At 60.7% G+C, this 19,119-nt stretch carries 12 protein-coding genes and 3 pseudogenes; 11 read left to right on the plus strand and 4 right to left on the minus strand.

The window, feature by feature from the left end; translation table 11 throughout:
- Positions 1-11 precede the first annotated feature (11 nt).
- Positions 12-83: pseudogene (locus C3F12_13880) on the minus strand (secondary thiamine-phosphate synthase enzyme).
- A 250-nt stretch (positions 84-333) separates the two neighbouring features.
- On the opposite strand from C3F12_13880, the gene C3F12_13885 reads away from it, so the two are divergent.
- From C3F12_13885 to C3F12_13895, 3 genes and pseudogenes are all read left to right on the plus strand, one after another.
- Positions 334-1,359: a ChrB protein gene (locus C3F12_13885; protein PWB42986.1), complete on the plus strand. Its 1,026-nt coding sequence runs from the start codon at positions 334-336 to the stop codon at positions 1,357-1,359.
- A gap of 12 nt (positions 1,360-1,371) precedes the next feature.
- Positions 1,372-1,509: pseudogene (locus C3F12_13890) on the plus strand (chromate transporter).
- 281 nt (positions 1,510-1,790) lie between these two features.
- Entirely contained in the window at positions 1,791-2,807 is a 1,017-nt protein-coding gene (locus tag C3F12_13895; GenBank protein PWB42987.1) for a hypothetical protein, read from the plus strand.
- 740 nt (positions 2,808-3,547) lie between these two features.
- Here the strand turns inward: C3F12_13895 and C3F12_13900 are convergent.
- Positions 3,548-3,631: pseudogene (locus C3F12_13900) on the minus strand (secondary thiamine-phosphate synthase enzyme).
- On the minus strand, positions 3,624-4,391 hold the full coding sequence (gene pgeF, locus C3F12_13905) for a peptidoglycan editing factor PgeF (GenBank protein PWB42988.1): 768 nt from the start codon (positions 4,389-4,391) through the stop codon (positions 3,624-3,626). Before pgeF ends, C3F12_13900 begins: the two are co-directional and overlap by 8 nt.
- Positions 4,392-4,834: 443 nt before the next feature.
- Here pgeF and C3F12_13910 point away from each other — a divergent pair, with 443 nt between their 5' ends.
- From C3F12_13910 to C3F12_13925, 4 genes are all read left to right on the plus strand, one after another.
- Positions 4,835-5,737, plus strand: a complete 903-nt coding sequence (locus C3F12_13910; GenBank protein ID PWB42989.1) for a hypothetical protein — start codon at positions 4,835-4,837, stop codon at positions 5,735-5,737.
- A gap of 32 nt (positions 5,738-5,769) precedes the next feature.
- Complete coding sequence (locus C3F12_13915; protein ID PWB42990.1) at positions 5,770-6,615, plus strand: hypothetical protein; 846 nt, start codon at positions 5,770-5,772, stop codon at positions 6,613-6,615.
- Positions 6,616-6,789: 174 nt separating this feature from the next.
- Entirely contained in the window at positions 6,790-8,853 is a 2,064-nt protein-coding gene (locus C3F12_13920) for a hypothetical protein (GenBank protein ID PWB42991.1), read from the plus strand.
- 163 nt (positions 8,854-9,016) lie between these two features.
- A complete protein-coding gene (locus C3F12_13925; GenBank protein PWB42992.1) occupies positions 9,017-11,065 on the plus strand; it encodes a hypothetical protein in 2,049 nt (682 codons plus the stop codon).
- Between the two features lie 32 nt (positions 11,066-11,097).
- Here the strand turns inward: C3F12_13925 and C3F12_13930 are convergent, their stop codons facing one another.
- Entirely contained in the window at positions 11,098-12,051 is a 954-nt protein-coding gene (locus C3F12_13930) for a hypothetical protein (protein ID PWB42993.1), read from the minus strand.
- Between the two features lie 105 nt (positions 12,052-12,156).
- Here C3F12_13930 and glnD point away from each other — a divergent pair, with 105 nt between their 5' ends.
- From glnD to C3F12_13950, 4 genes are all read left to right on the plus strand, one after another.
- Complete coding sequence (glnD, locus tag C3F12_13935) at positions 12,157-14,955, plus strand: [protein-PII] uridylyltransferase (GenBank protein ID PWB42994.1); 2,799 nt, start codon at positions 12,157-12,159, stop codon at positions 14,953-14,955.
- 128 nt (positions 14,956-15,083) lie between these two features.
- Positions 15,084-15,941, plus strand: coding sequence for a shikimate dehydrogenase (locus tag C3F12_13940; GenBank protein ID PWB42995.1), 858 nt, complete (start codon positions 15,084-15,086; stop codon positions 15,939-15,941).
- Positions 15,942-16,034: 93 nt separating this feature from the next.
- Positions 16,035-17,732 carry a type IV-A pilus assembly ATPase PilB gene (pilB, locus tag C3F12_13945; protein ID PWB42996.1) on the plus strand — a complete coding sequence of 566 codons (1,698 nt, stop codon included), beginning with the start codon at positions 16,035-16,037 and terminating at the stop codon, positions 17,730-17,732.
- A gap of 255 nt (positions 17,733-17,987) precedes the next feature.
- Entirely contained in the window at positions 17,988-19,070 is a 1,083-nt protein-coding gene (locus tag C3F12_13950; protein PWB42997.1) for a type IV pili twitching motility protein PilT, read from the plus strand.
- The last annotated feature ends 49 nt before the right edge of the window (positions 19,071-19,119 follow it).

Consider the following 19,119-nt stretch of genomic DNA (forward strand, 5'->3'; position numbering starts at 1 on the left):
AATACCAGGTCTCACTCCCCCATCACCTTGATGATCGCGCGCTTCTTGCGCTGCCCGTCGAACGTTGCGTAGTAGATGTGTTGCAGGGCACTCAGCTATACGTGACGACATAAGTCTTAGACAGTTCGTCAGTCCGGGGTGGGGGGGGGAGGGGGGGACTTGCTAACCAATGACGGCTATTGTTACGTCTAATGACGTTACATATGATTGACCGTCGGCCACGCCAACGAGCGCCCTCGATCTACGTGCCAATCCGGATTGTCCTCTTGATAGAAATTGTAACTAACATTATATTACTATTGTAATAACTATTACATTACTCGCTCGGAAGCTATGGCGCAAGAAGCACGCTACAAATGGTTGGTGCTGATCTACACCCTTCCGCCTGGGGCGGGCAGCAGCCGGGTGAGGATCTGGCGGAAGCTGAAGAAGCTCGGGGCGGTTTCCTTCCGGAACGCTGTCTATCTGCTTCCCTTCGGCGAGGAACGATACGAGATCGCCCAGTGGCTCTGCCAGGAGATCCAGCGGGCCCAGGGGGAGGCGACCCTCCTCAAGGTAGAGCAGATCGAGAACCTCGCTGACAACGAGGTGGCCGAACTGTTCAGGCGCGCTCGCAACGAGGACTATGCCGAGCTGTTGAAGGGCGGCGAGGCATGGCTGGAGTGCCTGCACGCCCTACCACGGGAAAGTGTCACTCCGGAGGCGGTGGCGCTTGCGGACGAGTTGAAGGTCCTGGAGAAACAGTTAGCTGAGCTACAGGAGATCGACTACTTCCGCGCGCCGACCAGGCAGGAGGTCGAAGGACTCCTCAGGCGGTGCCACGCCATGCTTCGGGATCTGCTGGGGGGAAGGAAGGGCGCGCCTACGAGGACATCCACGACGCTGAGGGCAGAGGCGTTTCGAGGCAAGACGTGGGTTACCCGTCCTCGGCCGCATGTGGATCGGATGGCGTCAGCTTGGCTCATCCGGCGCTTCATCGACCCGCAGGCTACATTCGCGTTCGCCACGAAGCCGGACACAATCAAAGGGGCCATCCCATTCGACTATCCCAAAGTCGAGTTCGGCCACCAGGGTGAAGACTGCACCTTCGAGACCCTGCTCACACGGTTCGGATTGGAAGACAGCGCGTTGCAGGCGCTGGCGGAGATCGTCCACGACGCCGATCTGAAGGATGCCAAGTTCGGTCGGGATGAGACCAAGGGAATAGAAGCCGTCCTCAAGGGACTGGCCCCGACGATCCCCGACGATCAGGCGCTGCTGGCCGAGGGGCTTCGTCTCTTTGACGCCATTTATGCGAGCTTCGGCGGGCACGCGCGACCGCATCGCACAGATCCAACGAACAAACAGGTCCAGAAGTGAAGACACGGGAGCATGGAGCGCGACACCGTTGGAAGCGTTCGAATCCGGGATCTCGTCGGCTATTACCTGCGCCTAGGTGCGCTCGGGTTCGGGGGACCGGTTGCCCTTTGCGGGCAGATGGAAAAGGAGCTGGTCGAGGAGCGGCAGTGGACTGGTCATCGTGCCGTTCCTGCAGCGGGAAGATCGCCATCGGCGACTAGCTCACGGCGGTAGTGGCACTGCTGAGCCTCGTGGCCCTCGCCCGCTGGAAGGTGAGCAATCCCGCGCTGGTGGCGGCGACAGCGCTGATCGGCCTCATCGCCTTCCCGCTGCTCAAGCCGACATGGATCTTTGTCAAGTGAGTCGGGGATAAGGAGCCAATACGGATGAGCCTAAGCAAAAGGACTGAAGGCCGCGCTCGACGCGCAAGCGAAGGAGGCCGCTCGCATCAAGTGATTGTCGCGGGACAGAGAATGGGCCGATTCCTGGCAGCGGTGCTTGTCGTAGCCGTAGCCGCACCCACACTTGCTGCTCGCGCCCAGGGCCCGGCGCCGCTTCGGCTGATACAGACCATCCCATTGCCGGACGTGAACGGACGGATCGACCACCTGGCCGTGGACCTCAAAGGCCGGCGGCTGTTCGTTGCCGCCCTCGGCAACAATACCCTGGAGGTCGTAGACCTGCATGCAGGCAGACGTCTTCGCAGCGTCACCGGACTGCGCGAACCCCAGGGCGTTCTATATCTCCCGGGACGCAATAGGCTGTTCGTGACCAGCGCACGAGATGGGACCGTAGAGGTATTCACCGGCGACTCGGTCAACTTGGAGAAGCGAATTAAGCTTGGCGACGACGCGGATAATATTCGTTACGATCCCGCTGCTAAACATCTTTACGTGGGCTACGGTCGCGGCAGGCTGGCAATGATCGAGGCGGCAACCGGCAAACGGCCGGCTGACATCCCGCTCGCCGGCCACCCCGAGTCGTTCCAGTTGGAGGCTGCCGGCCCAAGGATCTTCGTGAATGTCCCCACGGCAAACCATATCGCAGTCGTTGACCGGGAAAAAGGCACAGTCGTCGCCACATGGCCGCTGACGACGACTCAAGCCAACTTCCCGATGGCACTGGACGAGCCTCACCACCGGTTGTTCGTCGGGTGTCGAAGGCCCGCCACGCTCCTCGTGTTTGACACGGAGTCGGGGAAGACCGTGGCACGCCTGGACAGCACCGCGGATGCCGATGACATCTTTTACGATGCAGCACGCGGGCGCATCTACCTGTCCGGCGGCGAAGGGTTCATCGAGGTCTTCGAGCAGGCCGATGCCGATCACTACCGGCGCGTCACGACAATCCCGACCGCCCCTGGGGCTCGGACGTCGCTGTTCGTGTCCGAACTGCATCGCCTTTATCTGGCGGTCCCACGACGCGGCGGTCGCGAGGCTGAAATACGAGTCTACGACATGGCGCCGTGAGGCGCGACATGCGGCATCACATCTGGCTGCTGGCGTGTGTCTTACTCCTGCCGGCCTCTACGGCCTGGGGCTACCGGCCCTTTGTCTCGACCGATGCGGCCGTTGCCAATCCGCGCGAATTGGAGGTCGAGTTGGGCTACTTTGCCCTGGAACGCAATAACGAGGCTAACACCTTCATCGTCCCCAAGGTAGTCCTTAACTACGGCATCGTCAGAGACTTGGAGGTCGTTGGGGAGTTCGAGGTCGCCAAGCCTCCGGGTCGAGGCGCCCAGCTCATCGACCCGGGGCTCTTCCTGAAGGCGGTGCTGAAAGAGGGCGTCCTGCAGGAGAAAGAAGGGATGGGCTTCGCGGTTGAGGCCGGACCTCTGTTACCTTCCACGGTAAAGGGTGAGCAGCGTCTCGGCTTTGAAGGGATCGGGATTTTAAGCGGGAGGCTGGCGTCCTTCACGTATCACCTGAACGCGGGCGGAGGCGTGAACCGGGAACGGGCTAATCCGTTCGTCATCTGGGGAATGATCGTGGAGCTGCCGGTCTTCCAAAACTTCAGGCTGGTAGGGGAGATCAATGGCGAGAGCGCCAAAGGGCGGCTTCCCGACAACTCCGGCCTGATCGGCTTCATCTGGCAGCCGCCGCCGTCGAAGGTCATGATCGACGCAGCGATCAGACGCGGCTTCAGCAGCAGTGCGCCCGATTGGCAGTTTACGGTGGGGTTGACCTTCAGCCTGCCCATTACCCCCATCCTGAATGATCGCCCGCTGCCTACGCGGCCCGTCGAACTCGGCGTAGTAGACCTGCTGCCATGGGCCGAGATCGACGCTACGACCGCCAGCCGATGAAGCTCAACTGATGGCCGGTCCTCCCCTCTTTCCGATAGGAGAAGTACGTATCGACATTGCACGCCGTACAGGGGCCGATCTTCTGAATGTGCGATCGGGGAACGCCCGCACCGAGGAGCTGCGCCTCGTTCAGGGCCCTGAGATCCAGCCGTCCCTTTGTCCCGTCCCGTGTCCAGGCGTTCTTCAGTTCCTCTCCCCAGTTGGCGGCGATCTGCGCCTCGACCTCCGGTCCCACCTCATAGCAACATGGGCCGATTGAGGGTCCCATCGCCACCTGAAGCGCAGAAGGTTCGATTCGGTACGCCTCGCGCATCAGCGCCACCGCTCGAGGCGCGATGCCGGCAGCGGTCCCCCGCCAGCCGGCATGGACGGCCGCGGCGATCTTCCGAACAGGCTCCATGAACAGGATAGGGACGCAGTCGGCCGCCATGACCCCCACGCACAGATTCGGCGCATCGGTCATGAGTCCGTCGCCGACGCCGGCCTGTTTATCGGTGGCGCGCGAGACCTCCAGGACGGCGTTGCCGTGGACCTGTCGCGCGGTCACAATCGTGATACGTGGCAGGTTGAGCGCCTGTTTCAGATCGCACCAGTTCTGTTGAACGGTCTCACGATCCTCGTGATTGCTGCAGGCAAGGCGAAAGGGAGAGTCGGTTGACAGGCCCCGACCGTCAAAACGGCCAAGAAAGCCATGGATCAGACCATCGAATTGCTCCCAGTGCGGCACCTGCAAACGAAGGATGCTCATACTTGACTGGACTAATACCCGGACGTCATTCCCGCAGTCTTTAAGCGGGAATCCATTGATTTTACTGGATACCCGCTCCCCGCTTACAGCCTGCGGGGGCAAGCTTCGCGGGTATGACGGCTTATGTGCGTTGACTGTCGCAATGAAGCACTCATTTCAAGGCTATCTTAGGAGAACAGCGCAGATCTGTCAAACTCAGGCGATACCGTCATTGCGAGCACCCGAAGGGTGCGCGGCAATCTCACCGTTCTGTCTAATGCGCTCGGAGAAACGGGGACGAAGAACGGTTGGATTGCTTCGCGACGCTCGCAATGACGCATCCAAATGTCCACTCTTGGGCAGTGTCAACGATTGTCAGCCCTCACCCTGCGTAGTATACTTCATGCTGAAGGTCGATCGAATCGCTGATAACCGACAGGTTCATACAGTGAGGTCACACGCATATGAAGCAGGCGCTTCTTCTGATTGATCACGGCAGCCGCCGCGAGGGATCCTGCGAACTGCTTTCCGACATCGCATTGATGATGCGGGGCCGTTTCGGCCTGCCCATCGTTCATTATGCCCACATGGAGTTCCAGGAACCGACCATTCAGCAAGGGTTTGATGCCTGTGTGGCCGATGGGGCGGAGGAGATCGTGGTATTCCCCTATCTGTTCGGGGCGGGCCAGCACATCGTCACCCACATTCCCGACCGGGTAAAGCAGGCGGCCAGCCTGCACCCTGGGGTCGCCTTCCGCATTACCCGGCCGTTGGGCGTCCATCAAAAGATCGGTGAGGTGATCCTGGAGCGGATGGCGGAGTCCGGGGGCGACGTCGCCCGCGCCCTTCAGCATCTTCACCCATCGGATGCGCCGTTTCGATACTGCCCCCGGTGTCGAGAGGCATTACAGCCAAGGCGGATGAAGGCAAACGGACCGGAACTGCAGGCCTGTCGGAGCTGCTCGTTCGTTCACTATCCCGATCCGAAGGTCGCCGCCGGAGCCCTCTTTATGCTCGATGGCGGGATCGTCCTGGTCCGACGAGGAATTCCCCCGGCGTACGGCAAATGGGTCTTTCCCGGTGGATTTGTTGATCGGGGTGAACGAGTTGAGGCCGCCGCGGTCCGTGAAACCCTGGAGGAGGTCAATCTCGATGTTGAGATCGACCGGCTGCTGAACGTCTATTCGTATGAGGACTCGGCGGCGGTGATCATCGCGTATGCCGCGCATGTGGTGGGCGGCGAGCTTCAGGCGAAGGATGAGGCACTTGATGCGAAGGCGTTTTCCCCGTCTTCGATTCCGTGGAATGACCTCGCATTTCGCAGTGCGCACGACGCCATCAAGGATTACCTTGCGCACTGCGTGTAAGACCTGCATACGAACGTGCCGGAGAGAACGCCATGGTCCGAGTGCGTGATAATGGCAAGGATTACTACGCGATCCTCGGTGTATCGCCGGGCGCCACGGAGGAGGAGATCAAAAAGGCCTACCGGCGGCTGGCGCTCCAGTATCACCCCGACAAGAATTCGGGAGATCCGAAGGCCGAGGAGCGGTTCAAGGAGATCAGCGAGGCGTATGCCGTCCTGGCGGATCAGGTAAAGCGTCGGCAGTACGATGCCTTCCGCCACGCGCCGGTCGGTGCAGGTGGCGCGCCGGGTGGATTCCGGTACTCCCAGGACGAGATCTTCCAAGACCTCTTTGCGAATCCCGATCTGTCGTCGGTCTTTGCCGAGATGAGCCGCGAGTTTGCCAGGGCCGGGATTCGTTTCGACGATGCCTTCGTTCGACAGGTCTTCTTCGGCGGACGCGGATTTATCTTCGGCGGCGTCTTCATGGGCGCGCCGGCAGGCGTACTGTGGCGACGTGCCGCCCGTATGGCGGTTCAGAAAGACAGTCCTCAGCGCTCAGCTCATAGCCATCAGCTATCAGAATCAGGGGGCCTGCTTGCCGCCATCGGCCGAGGGGTTGTGGCCGGTATCACGTTGGCGAGGCGGTGGCTGTCCGGAGAGGTCAGGCCTGTCGATCATGATCCGCATCTCCGGTATCATCTGACCATTGCTGCGCAGGAGGCCGCATTCGGCGTGCGGAAGCGCGTCAGCTTCATGCGGGGCGACCGACTTGAAGAGTTGATGGTGACGATCCCTCCAGGCACCCGATCCGGGACAAGGTTGCGACTGAAGGGGAAGGGGCTTGAAGGGCGGGATGGTATGCGCGGCGATCTCTATCTGCACGTCACCGTCGGGTAAGCAGATCGTAAATCCTCCGGTCATTGCGAGGGAGCGTAGCGACCGAAGCAATCTCACAGTCTTTCAGTACAATACGGTGAGATTGCCGCGCTCCCGTTGGTCGCTCGCAATGACAGACACATGAACGGGTTGGGTTGCTGAAAATGCCGGTGTGTTCTAGGGATCGGATAAGGCATGAGTGAGCCCGGGAACAAACAGGCGGCGGGAACTCCGGGATCGGTCATCGCGGCAGAGGCGAGCGCGGCGCCTGTGTCCAGACAGACCTGGCACCGCACCTACTACCTCCTTGCAGCCTTCGATGTGCTGACCGTGGCGGTCAGCCTCTACATCGTCGCCCACCTGATAGGCACCTACGAAGAAGCGGTCCGAGTCAATCAGGAGTGGACCGTCCGGATGAGCGGCTACGAGCGACTCGACGAACTGGCGGCCGCCGTCAACACCCCCGGCAATGATGTCTTCGAGTCGCGGGATCCTGAGGCCGAGTCGGAGAGGTTCGACGCATCCCTCCGTGTCTGGGGTAAGCATCTCGCCTTGCTGCAGGAAGATGTGAGGGCCAATGTGGCCCCAACGGTGGCCGCGCCGCTCCAGGAGGGCTTGCAGGTTGTCGCATTCGCGATGACCGGGATGGTCGATGACGCGAGGCTGGTCTTCTCGCATATGAAAGAGCATCATCCTGACCTGGCCGGCATGCGCATGGCGGCTATGGATCGTGCGTATACCAAGGTCCTGGAGGCTGTGGACCGGGTACGGCAGCAGGCCACCGAGATTCAACGGAAACACCTGCGCGAACAGTCGGCGGCGGCCGGCGCACTCGGAACGTACCAGTATGGGATCGCCATCGCGATTCTGCTGATGATCGTCGGTGCGACGGCGTACGGACGGAAGCTCGCGAGGCGGGCAGAATCGGATGCCCAGCAGCGGGAGTGGAATCTGGAGAGGCTGGCGGCCGCGAATGAGGCGCTCGGGCAGAGCGAAGCGGAGCTCAGCCGGCTGCATGAGGCGGCGAAGGCCCACGCGGCCCAATGGGAGGCCCTGTTCGGGATGAGCCGGCTGCTCAACCAATCGCTGCAGCTCGACGGGGTCTTCAAGGCCTTCGCGCAGGCCGTCAAGGCGTACGTCCCGTACGACCGCCTGGGTGTGATCGTCCCGCAAGAGAACACGCTGGTGGTGGCCTACGCCGTTGCGGATCCCCCACTCCAGGCCTTCGCCGGGCTGAGCTGGTCCATGACACAACAGACTGGGATCGAATGGATCCTCACCCACAAAGAGCCCCGCCTGGTGCGGGATCTGACGACGGAGGCGCAGTTTGAGGATGACCGGTACATGGCGCAGGAGGGGGTTCGGACGATCCTGGAGCTTCCGCTGTTGGTGGGCGGGGAGGCGAAAGGGGTCTTCTATCTCGACAGCCGGACCCCGGCTGCGTACTCAGAGCGCGACATCGAGCGCCTCTTTCCGTTGGCCGATCAGGTGGCCATGGTCCTGGAGCACGGTCGCCTGTACGATTCGGTCAGGCGCCAGGCCGACATGTTGAGACAGGAGATCGAGGAGCGCGCACGCGCGGAGGAGCAGCTCCGCACCCTGACCGCCCGGCTGGAATCGGTACGGGAGGATGAACGGAGCCGGATGGCCAAGGAGATTCATGAGGAACTGGGACAACTGCTGTTTGCCCTGAAGATCGATCTGTCGTGGCTCCACGCGCGGCTCCCGCAGGAGCCGGCCGCTCTGCAAGAAAAGAGTCACGCCATCAAGCAGTCGGTTGACGAGACGATCCGGTGGGTGCGACGGGTCGCCAGTGAGCTACGGCCACGTGTCTTGGATGACCTGGGGCTGGTGGCGGCCATTGAATGGCAGGCGCAGGAATTTCAGGCCCGGACGGGGATTCAGGTGCTGCTCACCATTCAGCAGCCGGAGTCGGCGTTGGATTGGGAGCGGTCGACCGCGGTCTTTCGCATCGTGCAGGAAGCCCTGAGCAATGTTGCGCGCCATGCCCAGGGGAGCCGGGTCCACATCGCCCTGAGGGCCGACGCGGAGCGACTGACGCTTGAGGTGATCGACAACGGCAAGGGCATCACCCAGCACGCGCTGGCCGATCGGAACTCCATTGGACTGCTGAGTATGCGCGAGCGGGCATTCCTGCTGGGTGGAGCCGTGACGATCACCGGACGGCCTGGCCAGGGCACCACCGTCACGGTCACGATGCCGCTGGAGGGGTCGGGGGGGGGCGGACTCCTGGCTTGACGTAAGAAGCGGTTGAGCGCGTATCCGGTGTCGCGTGTGACGAATCACTTCACACTGAACCCGTTCGGGCTGAGCCGTTCGACACCGTTCGTTCCTTCGACAGGCTCAGGACGAACGGTTGGTATCTCGAAGGGCTCAGGGTGAACGGGGTGTGTAAATCAATATGACCATACGCGCCAGATTACTGCTGGGGTTCGCGCTGGTATGCCTTGCCTTGGTGGCGGCGCCGCTCAGTATGTACATGGTGCAAAGCGGCAGAGCGCTGCGCGCGGCCGGTCTGAAGTATGCCGGGATTGCGCCGTCCAAGGCGCTGCTGCAGATGGTGCGATTGCAGCAACAGCACCGCGGGCTCTCGGCCGGCGTGTTGGGCGGGAATACGCTGTTGGAGATGCAGCGCGCCGCCAAGCAAGCTGAAACCGACAAGGCGGTCGCGACGTTTGATGCGATGATGAAGTCCGAGATCGATGACGCCGCGCTTGCCGCCGCCTGCCGCCGGGCGTTCGAGGCGTGGCGGGCGCTTGCGAACGGCGTGTCCTCGCGCTCGATCTCCGGCCAGGACAGTTTTGCCACACATACGGCCCTCATCGCCGACAACCTGAAGCTGCTCGATCTCATACTGGATCACTTCGGCTTGTCGTACGACCCGACCGGTCATGAGTACCATCTTACCATGGCGCTGCTGGTGCATATGCCGACCCTCACCGAATTCCTCGGCCAGGCACGGGCGCGCGGCATGCTCATGCTGGCGGAGCGGCGCATCACACTGGCGGACCGCACCGCGTTGATCGGTCTCATCAGCAATGTCGAGCGGCAACACGAGTACATGGCCCGCGAGTTGGACAAGGTGGTGGCGCAGAACCCGCAGATGCAGGCCGACCTTGGCCACATCGCGCAGGGCAGCATGTTGCTCGCGCGGATGGCGATCAATCTCGCCAGAACCCAGGTTGTGGAAGCCGAAACGCCGACCTATTCGCCGGCCGATTATTTCCAGCTATTCACCCAGGCGATTGACGGTCAGTTCGCGCTGCTCGATAACGCGATGGTAGGGCTGGAGGGGGCGTTACAGGCGCGCATTGCCGCGTTGCGGAGCGGGCAGATCAGGACGCTCGGCTTCATGGCGCTGGTGATCGCATTCGCGGTCTGTCTCGGGGGGGTGATCATCCGCGCAATCAGACGGGATATCGTCGCATTGCAAGAGAGCGAGGAGGCGCAGCGACGCCACGCCGACGAACTCGAAGCTACCGTCGAGGCGCGAACGCGGGAGTTGCGCGCGGTCAACGCGCAGTTGGAGGCGGCGTCCCGCCACAAGTCCGAGTTCCTGACCCACATGTCTCACGAACTCCGGACCCCGCTGAATGCGATCCTGGGCTTCTCGGAACTGCTGCGAAGCCCGGCCTTCGGGCCGCTCAACGAACAGCAGGCCCGACATCTCAACCATATCCGGGCCAGCGGCAGACATCTGCTCATCATCACCAACGATCTCCTTGACCTCGCCAAGGTCGAGGCGGGTAAAATCGAGCTGTACCCGGAGCCGTTCGACATCGATAAAGTGCTGATGGCCGTTCTTGGCGATCTGCAACCAATGGCCGATCAGAAACGTCTGGTCCTCACGACGTACGTAGAGCCCGATATGCTCCCCCTCACCGCCGATCCCGTCCGATTTAAGCAGATCCTGTACAACCTGCTCTCCAATGCCATCAAGTTTACCCCGGAAGGTGGCCACGTTACGGTCACCGCCCGCGTAAGGCGTGAGGCGTCAGGCGTCAGGCGGGAAGAGGGACCGCTACACCCTACACCCTACACCCTACCCCCTGCCGGTGACTCCGTAGAAATCGCCGTCACCGATACCGGCATCGGAATCGCCGAAGAGAATCTGGTCAAACTCTTTCAGCCGTTTACCCAATTGGATTTCAACCTGGCCAGGCAGTACCATGGGACCGGTCTCGGTCTCGCGCTGACGAAGCAACTCGTCGAGCTGCACAACGGGAGGATCTGGGCAACCTCAGAGGGGAGGGGTCGCGGGAGCAGTTTCATCATACGATTTCCGCTGGGTGCTGCCGGTGCAGTGTTTCAGGAATCGCTCAACACTGAACCCGTTCGGGCTGAGCCCCCCGATACCGTTCGCCTTCAGCCTGTCGGAGGAACGAACAGTGGTGCTCAGGATGCGCTTGTCGAAGCCCCGCTTACGCATCCTTCGACAAGTTCAGAGTGACCGGAAACGGATGGGTAGATGAGACGGGCCGCTTACGGCGAAGGTCGGCCTTCGGTCAGCCTGCCGAGGAAGCGACTGAGGGTCTCCAGGTAGGCCTGACCGCCGACGAGGTAGAGGTCGTTATGACGGGCTTGCTTGATGGCGTAAAACTCCTTCGGTTCGCCCGCGGCCTCGAAAAGGCGTCGCCCGTGCCGGAACGGGACGATCTCGTCGTCCTCGCCATGTATGATCAGGAGAGGGGCACTGACCCGTCCGATCTTCGAGAGGGTGTCGTACTTGGTCTGAAGGAGCGAACCGATCGGGAGAAACGGAAAGCTCACCTTCGCCATCTCCGCGATGGACAGAAACGGCGACTCCAGGATCAGGGCAGCGCACGCGTGTGTGGTCGCCATTTCAACCGCTACGGCACTCCCGAGCGATTCGCCAAGGAACACGACCCTGGTCGGGTCGACATCCGCCCGGCTGTGCAGATATTGGATCGCCGCATCACCATCGCGATAGGTTCCCTCTTCCGACGCCGTGCCTTCGCTTTGGCCATATCCGCGATAATCAAAGATAAACAGGTTGGCGCCCAGCAGGTCGTGGCGCAGCCTGATGTTGTCCAGGCGGTGACTGATGTTGCCGCCGTTGCCGTGGAACCACAGGATCGTTATAGGCGATCCGGTTCCAGGAATCCACCAGCCGTTCAGGCGCACCCCGTCTTGTGTTGTAAAGTAGACCTCTTCAAAGACCAAGCCCAAGTCGCGCGGCGTTGCGTCAATCCGCCTGTCGGGGAAGAAGATGAATCGGGTTTCCAGCGCCTCCACGCATCCTCCGACGAGGAACAGGGTCAGTAGTACCACCGGGACCAATGCGTATGACATGGGCCGGCTACCAACTCTACCTTTTCGCAACGTCGACACCTGTGATCTCAACGAGCTACGTAGACGCCGAACATACGGCGTCGCGTTGTCTGAGTCAACCCTGTTTTCTCCCCTATAGACCATAAACGAGTCACGCACGTCTGTCCGGCACAGAGAGCGGGCCGAGGATATTGACCTTGACCCTATCTTACAGGGCCGCCTATACTAGGTGCAATTGCGGGATAAGGGATGAAACGATTTCACATCATGACGAAAGGCCGTTTCGCGTTATTGCGAAGCCGGAAGGCGGACATCGTGGATTCCCAGGCCGTCACGCCGCCCGCGGCCGTCGAGTGCCCGGCGCTGGTCGGCGCCCTGCAGTCGATATTGCAAGGGGGCCTGCCGGCAAACGATCTGATCCCCGCCCTCAGGGGGTGTATTGCCGAGGAGCAGGCACGGATCCTCCGGATCCATCGGAATGGTGGAACCGGGCAGACGGTGGCCCGATCCATCGCCACACTGACAGACGCGGTGGTGACCTCACTCTTTCATGCGACGGAGACTGCCTGCGACCCAGGTATAAAACGGCGCGGCAACGGGTGTGCGCTGGTTGCGCTGGGCGGCTATGGCCGACGCGAGATGAATCCGGCCTCCGACGTCGATCTGATGTTTGTCTACCCCCGCAAGGCTGACGCCTACCTGAATACGATCCTCCATCCGATATTAAGCACCCTCTGGGATGTCGGGTTCGTCGTGGGGCATTGTTGTCGTTCCATCGACGATTGCATACGGATGGCCCGGGCGGACCTGACCTCCTGCAGCTCGATGATCGAAGCCCGCTACCTGGCCGGCGACCCGGCGATCTATCAGACATTCAGCGCCAAGTTCGGGCGATCGGTCTTGAGTAAGCGGGCCGATACGATTGTCGCGCAGAAGCTCCAGGAGTTGCAGGAGCGCCACTACCGGTATGGGGCGTCTATTTATGTGCAGGAGCCGCACCTCAAGGAGGGCACCGGCGGCCTGAGGGATCTTCATGCCGCCCTCTGTATTGCGCGAATTACCCGGCAGGTGAGTACGCCATCCGAGCTGGCGCAACGAGGACTGCTCGGTCAGAACGAGAGCGAACGACTGGAGTCGGCCCTGGATTTCATGCTTCGCCTGCGCAATGAACTGCATTACCTGTACCGGGGCAAGCACGACGTGCTGTCGCTCTCCATTCAGGGGCAGGTCGCCGCCAACCTGGGGTTTTTAGATACCGCTCGGTCGTATGGCGTAGAACAGTTTATGCAGCGCTACTATCTGGCTGCAAAGGATATCTCGCAGTTGTCGGCGCAGGTCATCTCGCGCTGTACGCAAGGGAGGTCGCAGGTGGAGAAGGTGATGCGGAAACTGAAGGCTCGCGATATCGGTGACGATCTGACGGAGATCGATCGCAGCATCTACGCCTCGCCGAAGAATCGGGGTCTGTTTCAAGACGATCCTGTTCGATTGCTGAAGGTCTTCTGGTATGCCCAGCAGATGGGCTACACGTTGAGTCAGGAGATCCAAGACTGTATCAGGGTCGAGATCCATCTCATCGATGAGAGGGTAAGGCGTTCGAGCCGGGCGCTGGGCTTTTTCCTCGCGATCCTGCGGGAATCACAGGGGGTCGCCGCAACCCTTCGCAACATGCATGAACTGGGCGTACTCGGGGCCTATATCCCTGAATTCGCCAAATTGACGCGTCTGGTCCAGTTTGATTTTTACCATCGATATACGGTGGACGAACACACCTTCCTGGCCATCGAGACGCTCGAACACCTGGATGAGGTATCCCGCTTTTACGGCGAAGAGTTTCGGTCACTCGCATCGGATGCCAAGCGATTGGAGCTCTTGCGGCTGGCGCTTCTGCTTCACGATATCGGCAAGGGGGAGGGGGCCGATCACGCCCCTAAAAGCGCTTCCCTGGTGGAGGCGATTCTGAACAGGATGGGTATCCCGAGGTCGGATGCGGATACCGTCATCTTTCTGGTGGCCCGCCATCTGGAGATGTCGTATATCGCGCAGCGCCTGGACCTCGACGATGAGGCCATTGTCATCGACTTTGCGAAAAAGGTGGAGACGCTCGATCGGTTGAAGATGCTGTACCTGCTCACCTTTGCCGACATCAAGGCGGTCGGGCCCGGGGTCTGGACCGAGTGGAAGGGCACATTACTGTGGGAGCTGTACATCAAGACCCATACGGTCCTCATCAGGGGCATCCCCGAGGGGGAGGACGATCTGGCTCGCGCTGAACGAACCAAATCGCAGCTTACGCAAGAGCTGTCGCCGGAATTCGGCGTGGAGGCCGTGAAACGATACGTACAGGAGGCCCCGACACGCTACCTGCTGACAACCCCACTCCATAAAGTCGCCTCGCACATGCGGGTGATTGCTCGCGTGCAGCGGGGCGAGGAGGCGGCCAGTCAATGGACGGCATTCCCATTGGCTGGCTATTCCGAGTTTACCGTGTGCGCCTACGGCCGGCATGGGCGGTTCGCGCAGGTGGTCGGGACGCTTACCGCCAACGGGATGAACATCCTGAGCGCCCAGATCTTCACGATGGCAAGCGGGATGGTCATTCGGCATTTCAGGGTCGACAACGGCAGCGGCGCGGCCATCAATGACCCGACCGTCTGGGACCGGGTCGTTGCGGACCTGCACGATGTTCTGACGGACAAGGTGGCCGTTCACGACCTCATCAAAGGCCGCCGGAAGGAAGGCCTGGTCCGGCCGATTCAAAAGGGTGCAGAGTTCCCGCTGAAGGTCGAGTTCGACAACCTGGTCTCTCATGCCTATACCATCCTTGATATTCGAACGCGGGATCGGTTGGGACTCCTGTACCTCATCACCAGTACCCTGTCGCAACTCGGGGTCGATATACGCTCGGCCAAGATCACCACAGAGGCCGAGCAGGTGGTCGACGTCTTCTATGTCACAAATAAAGACGGCAGCAAGCTGATCGATGAGGGGCGGAGGGCCCGGATCGGGACCGAGCTGGAACGCGTCCTTACCGAGGGATTCAATTAATAGACACGGTATCCCGCTCCCCTCACCCTAACCCTCTCCCCTAAGGGGCGAGGGACACACCCAAAAGATCTCTCTCCCCCACACTTGGGGGAGAGGATGAAGGTGAGGGGGTGGTTCGTGGGGCACATATGCAATTTACCGCCGCAGCAAAGCTATTCATCCTTTTCGGCGACCCTGTCGCGCACAGCCTGTCGCCGGTCATGCAGAATGCCGCGCTTCAGGCGGCCGGCATCGACGGCCTCTACCTTCCATGGCGGGTACGAACAGCAGGCCTGCCGACCGCCTTCGCGGCCCTCCGCGAGATGGACAACTTCGGAGGGGCGAATGTCACGATCCCCCACAAGGAGCAGGCCTTCACGCTGGTCGATCGTGTCACCCCGGAGGCCGCAGCGGTGGGCGCGGTCAATACGATCGTGATCAGGGACGGACGCTTGCTTGGGGCCAATACCGACGGACCGGGATTTCTCCGATCACTTTATGAAGAGGCAGGGTTTCTGCCGCAAAAAAAATCGGTCGTCATCATCGGGGCCGGCGGGGCCGCGCGCGCCGTCGCCGTCAGCCTCGCCGAGGCCGGCGCTACGCCGCTTGTCGTCATCAATCGGACGCCGGAGCGCGCGCAGCGACTGGCTGAATTTATCCGCAGACAAATCGGGACATCGGCCGTCGGAATGGGGCCGGACGATCCGCGTCTGCCGTCTTGCGTAACGGAGAGCGCCCTGGTCGTCAATACCACGTCGGTCGGACTCAATCCTTCCGATCCGCCGCCGATCGATCCCGGCCTGCTTCAGTCAGAGACATTGGTCTACGACCTGATCTACCGGCCGCTGGAGACCGCATTGCTGCGAGCAGCCAAAGGGCGGGGATGTCGGGTCTTGGGGGGGCTGGGCATGTTGCTGTATCAGGGCGCCCTGGCCTTCGAACTGTGGACCGGACACAAGCCTTCAGAGGAGGCGATGCGCCGAGCGCTTACTCCTGCGATTGCCTGAGTTCGTTGAGATATGATATGATAAAATGTTAAAACACCCGATGGTATTCGTCATGATGCGCCAGTTGTAGCTACGCATGGAAAGGATAGATTGATGTCATCCGGACGATTGGGCGAGATGCTGGTAAGGGCGAACCTGATCACGCCGGAGCAGTTGGATGAGGCGCTGGCAGTACAAAAGAGCGCCGGCGGGCGGATCGGATCGCTTCTTGTCAAGCTTGGGTACGTCAGCGAGGAGGAGATCGCGGCCTTCCTGGGGCGCCAATACGGCGTGCCGCCCGTCGATCTCAGCAAGACGACGATTGATCCTGCCATTCTGAAGCTGGTTCCAGCCGAAGTCGCTCGAAAATATCTGCTGATCCCGCTAGGCGAGTCCGGAAGCGTCCTCACCGTGGCTATGGCGGATCCATCCGACATTTTCGCCATCGATGAGGTCAGATTCATCACCGGTCACAACATCCAGCCGATGGTCGCGCCGAACACATCGATCCAGAATGCCCTCAACCGGTACTACGATACCGCCGGTTTCGCCCGAAGCCTGGTGAGGGATTTTGAGGAAAAAGAGCTGGGGCTTGCCGTACCGGAACAGCGAGGGGTCGATCTGGCCGAGTTGTACCGGGCCACCGAAGAGGCGCCGGTCGTCAAGCTGGTCAACCTGATCCTGACCGACGCCATCAATAGGGGCGCCTCCGATATCCATCTGGAGCCCTATGAAAAGGCATTTCGCATCCGCTTCAGACTCGATGGCGTCCTCTACGAGGTGATGTCTCCGCCCCTGACGCTGCACGCCGCGGTGACCTCTCGAATCAAGATTATGGGGCGATTGGATATTGCCGAACGGCGCATGCCTCAGGACGGGCGGATCAAGGTCAAGATGCGAGAGCGAGAGCTGGACCTTCGGGTCTCTACAGTCCCAACGTTATTCGGCGAGAAGGTGGTCATGCGACTTCTGGACCGCGCGAACCTCGAACTGGACATGAGTAAACTCGGATTCGAGCCCGAGGCGCTCGCCATGTTCGAAAAGGCCATCCTCGCCCCTTACGGCATGGTCCTGGTGACCGGTCCGACCGGCAGCGGAAAGACGACGACGTTGTATTCGGCGTTGAATCGGTTGAATCGTATCGGCACCAATATCATGACGGCAGAGGATCCCGTCGAGTACAACCTGACCGGGATTAACCAGATCCAGGTGAAGTCGGATATCGGTCTGACCTTTGCCGCCCTATTGAGGTCATTTCTTCGACAAGATCCGGACATCATCATGGTGGGTGAGATCCGCGATTTCGAGACGGCCGAGATCGCGATTAAGGCCGCCCTGACGGGCCACCTGGTGCTGAGCACCGTCCACACCAACGACGCCATCAGCACGGTGGGACGGCTGATCAGTATGGGCGTCCCGGCGTATCTGGTCAGCGCCTCGCTCAACCTGCTGCTCGCCCAGCGCCTGGTCCGCCGACTCTGCCCGGAGTGCAGGACAGAGCGCGCAATCCCTGTCGCCACACTGGAGGAGATCGGTTTCAGCCCGCAGGAGGCCAGCAGTATCACCTGCTATCAGGGGAAAGGGTGTATCGCGTGTCGTGATACAGGCTATCGGGGCAGGATCGGGCTCTACGAGGTGGTACTGCTCAACGAACAGATGCGAGAGGCGATTCTGAACGGCGTCTCCGTCAATGAGCTCCGCACCCTGCAACACAAATACGGCATGAGAAGTCTCGGCGAGAGCGGATTGCAGAAGATTCGGGAAGGCGTCACCACCGTCGAAGAGGTTATTCGAGTCACCAGTCTCTTCTAAGGGCGGCTATGAGCTAATGTCCCGCTCTGAAATCCGTTGCATAGTTTCGGACGTCATTCCGGCCAAGCCCGCATCGCGGGCGCGAGCCGGAATCCAGGAAATACCGGGAGTTCTGGATTCCCGCTTTCGCGGGAATGACGATACATGAAGCGCCGACTCCCCCGAACTTCTGACTTACGACACTGGCTGCTCACCGCTGATAGCTGTCTCATCTGGCATCGATTTTGCTAGTCTACATCTCGATAGGAGGTAAGCATGGACCTGCACGAGATGTTGAAAGAGATCGTCGAACGCGGCGCGTCGGATCTGCATCTGACGGTCGGCGTCCCACCGATGTTGCGCCTGCACGGCCGGATTTCGCCCCTCAATGATGAGCAGCTCGTTCCGACAGAAACCAAACGCCTGGCCTACAGTGTCCTCACTGATGCCCAGAAGCGGCAGTTTGAAGAAGAACAAGAGCTCGACCTCTCCTTTGGGATAAGGGACTTAAGCAGGTTCAGGGCCAATATCTTTGTACAGCGGGGGTCCGTTGGGATGGCGATCCGCCCCATTCCGTACGAGATCCGTAGGTTTGAAGAGCTCGGCCTGCCCAAGATCGTTGCCGATCTCTGCGAGAAGCCCAAAGGACTGATCCTTGTCACCGGACCGACCGGTTCGGGAAAATCAACCACGCTTGCCACCATGATCGACAAGATCAACTCTGAGCACCATGAACATATCGTGACCATCGAAGACCCTATCGAGTTTCTGCATCCGCACAAGAGTTGTGTGGTCAATCAGCGCGAGGTTCACTCCGACACCCGGTCGTTTGCTGAAGCGTTGAGACGAGTCCTGCGGCAGGATCCCGACAAGGTCCTCATCGGCGAGATGCGCGACCAGGAGACGATTGCGACGGCCCTGACGATCGCGGAGACCGGGCACCTGACGTTCGCGACGCTGCATACCAACTCGGCGGTAGAGACCATGCACCGCATCATCGATGTCTTTCCAGCGCACCAACAGCCGCAGATCCGCGCGCAACTCTCCTTTGTCCTGGAAGGGGTACTGTGCCAGGCGCTGATCCCCAAGAGCAACGGCCAGGGGCGGGTGCTGGCGCTGGAGATCATGGTTCCGAACCCGGCGATCCGTAATCTGATTCGCGAGGACAAAATCCACCAGATCTACTCGACCATGCAGACCGGCCAGGAGAAGTTCGGTATGCAGACGATGAATCAATCGCTCCTCGGACACTATCTGAGGCGCAACATTACGTTGGAAGAGGCCATATTCAGGAGCCCGTTGCCCGACGAGCTGACTCAGATGATCCAGCGCACAAAAAGCCAGGCTATAGCTGTTTAGGCTGTAGGGAATAAGGCTTGGGAGTTTCTAAACCCCAAACCCCAGACCC

The sequence above is a fragment of the Candidatus Methylomirabilota bacterium genome, from assembly GCA_003104975.1.
Lineage (GTDB): Bacteria > Methylomirabilota > Methylomirabilia > Methylomirabilales > Methylomirabilaceae > Methylomirabilis.

Excerpts from the sequence above, each read along its gene's own strand:
- C3F12_13885 (PWB42986.1), top strand. The coding sequence starts at position 334 with ATGGCGCAAGAAGCACGCTACAAATGGTTGGTGCTGATCTACACCCTT.
- pgeF (PWB42988.1), bottom strand. The coding sequence starts at position 4,391 with ATGAGCATCCTTCGTTTGCAGGTGCCGCACTGGGAGCAATTCGATGGT.
- C3F12_13910 (PWB42989.1), top strand. The coding sequence starts at position 4,835 with ATGAAGCAGGCGCTTCTTCTGATTGATCACGGCAGCCGCCGCGAGGGA.
- C3F12_13915 (PWB42990.1), top strand. The coding sequence starts at position 5,770 with ATGGTCCGAGTGCGTGATAATGGCAAGGATTACTACGCGATCCTCGGT.
- C3F12_13920 (PWB42991.1), top strand. The coding sequence starts at position 6,790 with ATGAGTGAGCCCGGGAACAAACAGGCGGCGGGAACTCCGGGATCGGTC.
- C3F12_13925 (PWB42992.1), top strand. The coding sequence starts at position 9,017 with ATGACCATACGCGCCAGATTACTGCTGGGGTTCGCGCTGGTATGCCTT.
- C3F12_13930 (PWB42993.1), bottom strand. The coding sequence starts at position 12,051 with ATGGTCTATAGGGGAGAAAACAGGGTTGACTCAGACAACGCGACGCCG.
- glnD (PWB42994.1), top strand. The coding sequence starts at position 12,157 with ATGAAACGATTTCACATCATGACGAAAGGCCGTTTCGCGTTATTGCGA.
- C3F12_13940 (PWB42995.1), top strand. The coding sequence starts at position 15,084 with ATGCAATTTACCGCCGCAGCAAAGCTATTCATCCTTTTCGGCGACCCT.
- pilB (PWB42996.1), top strand. The coding sequence starts at position 16,035 with ATGTCATCCGGACGATTGGGCGAGATGCTGGTAAGGGCGAACCTGATC.
- C3F12_13950 (PWB42997.1), top strand. The coding sequence starts at position 17,988 with ATGGACCTGCACGAGATGTTGAAAGAGATCGTCGAACGCGGCGCGTCG.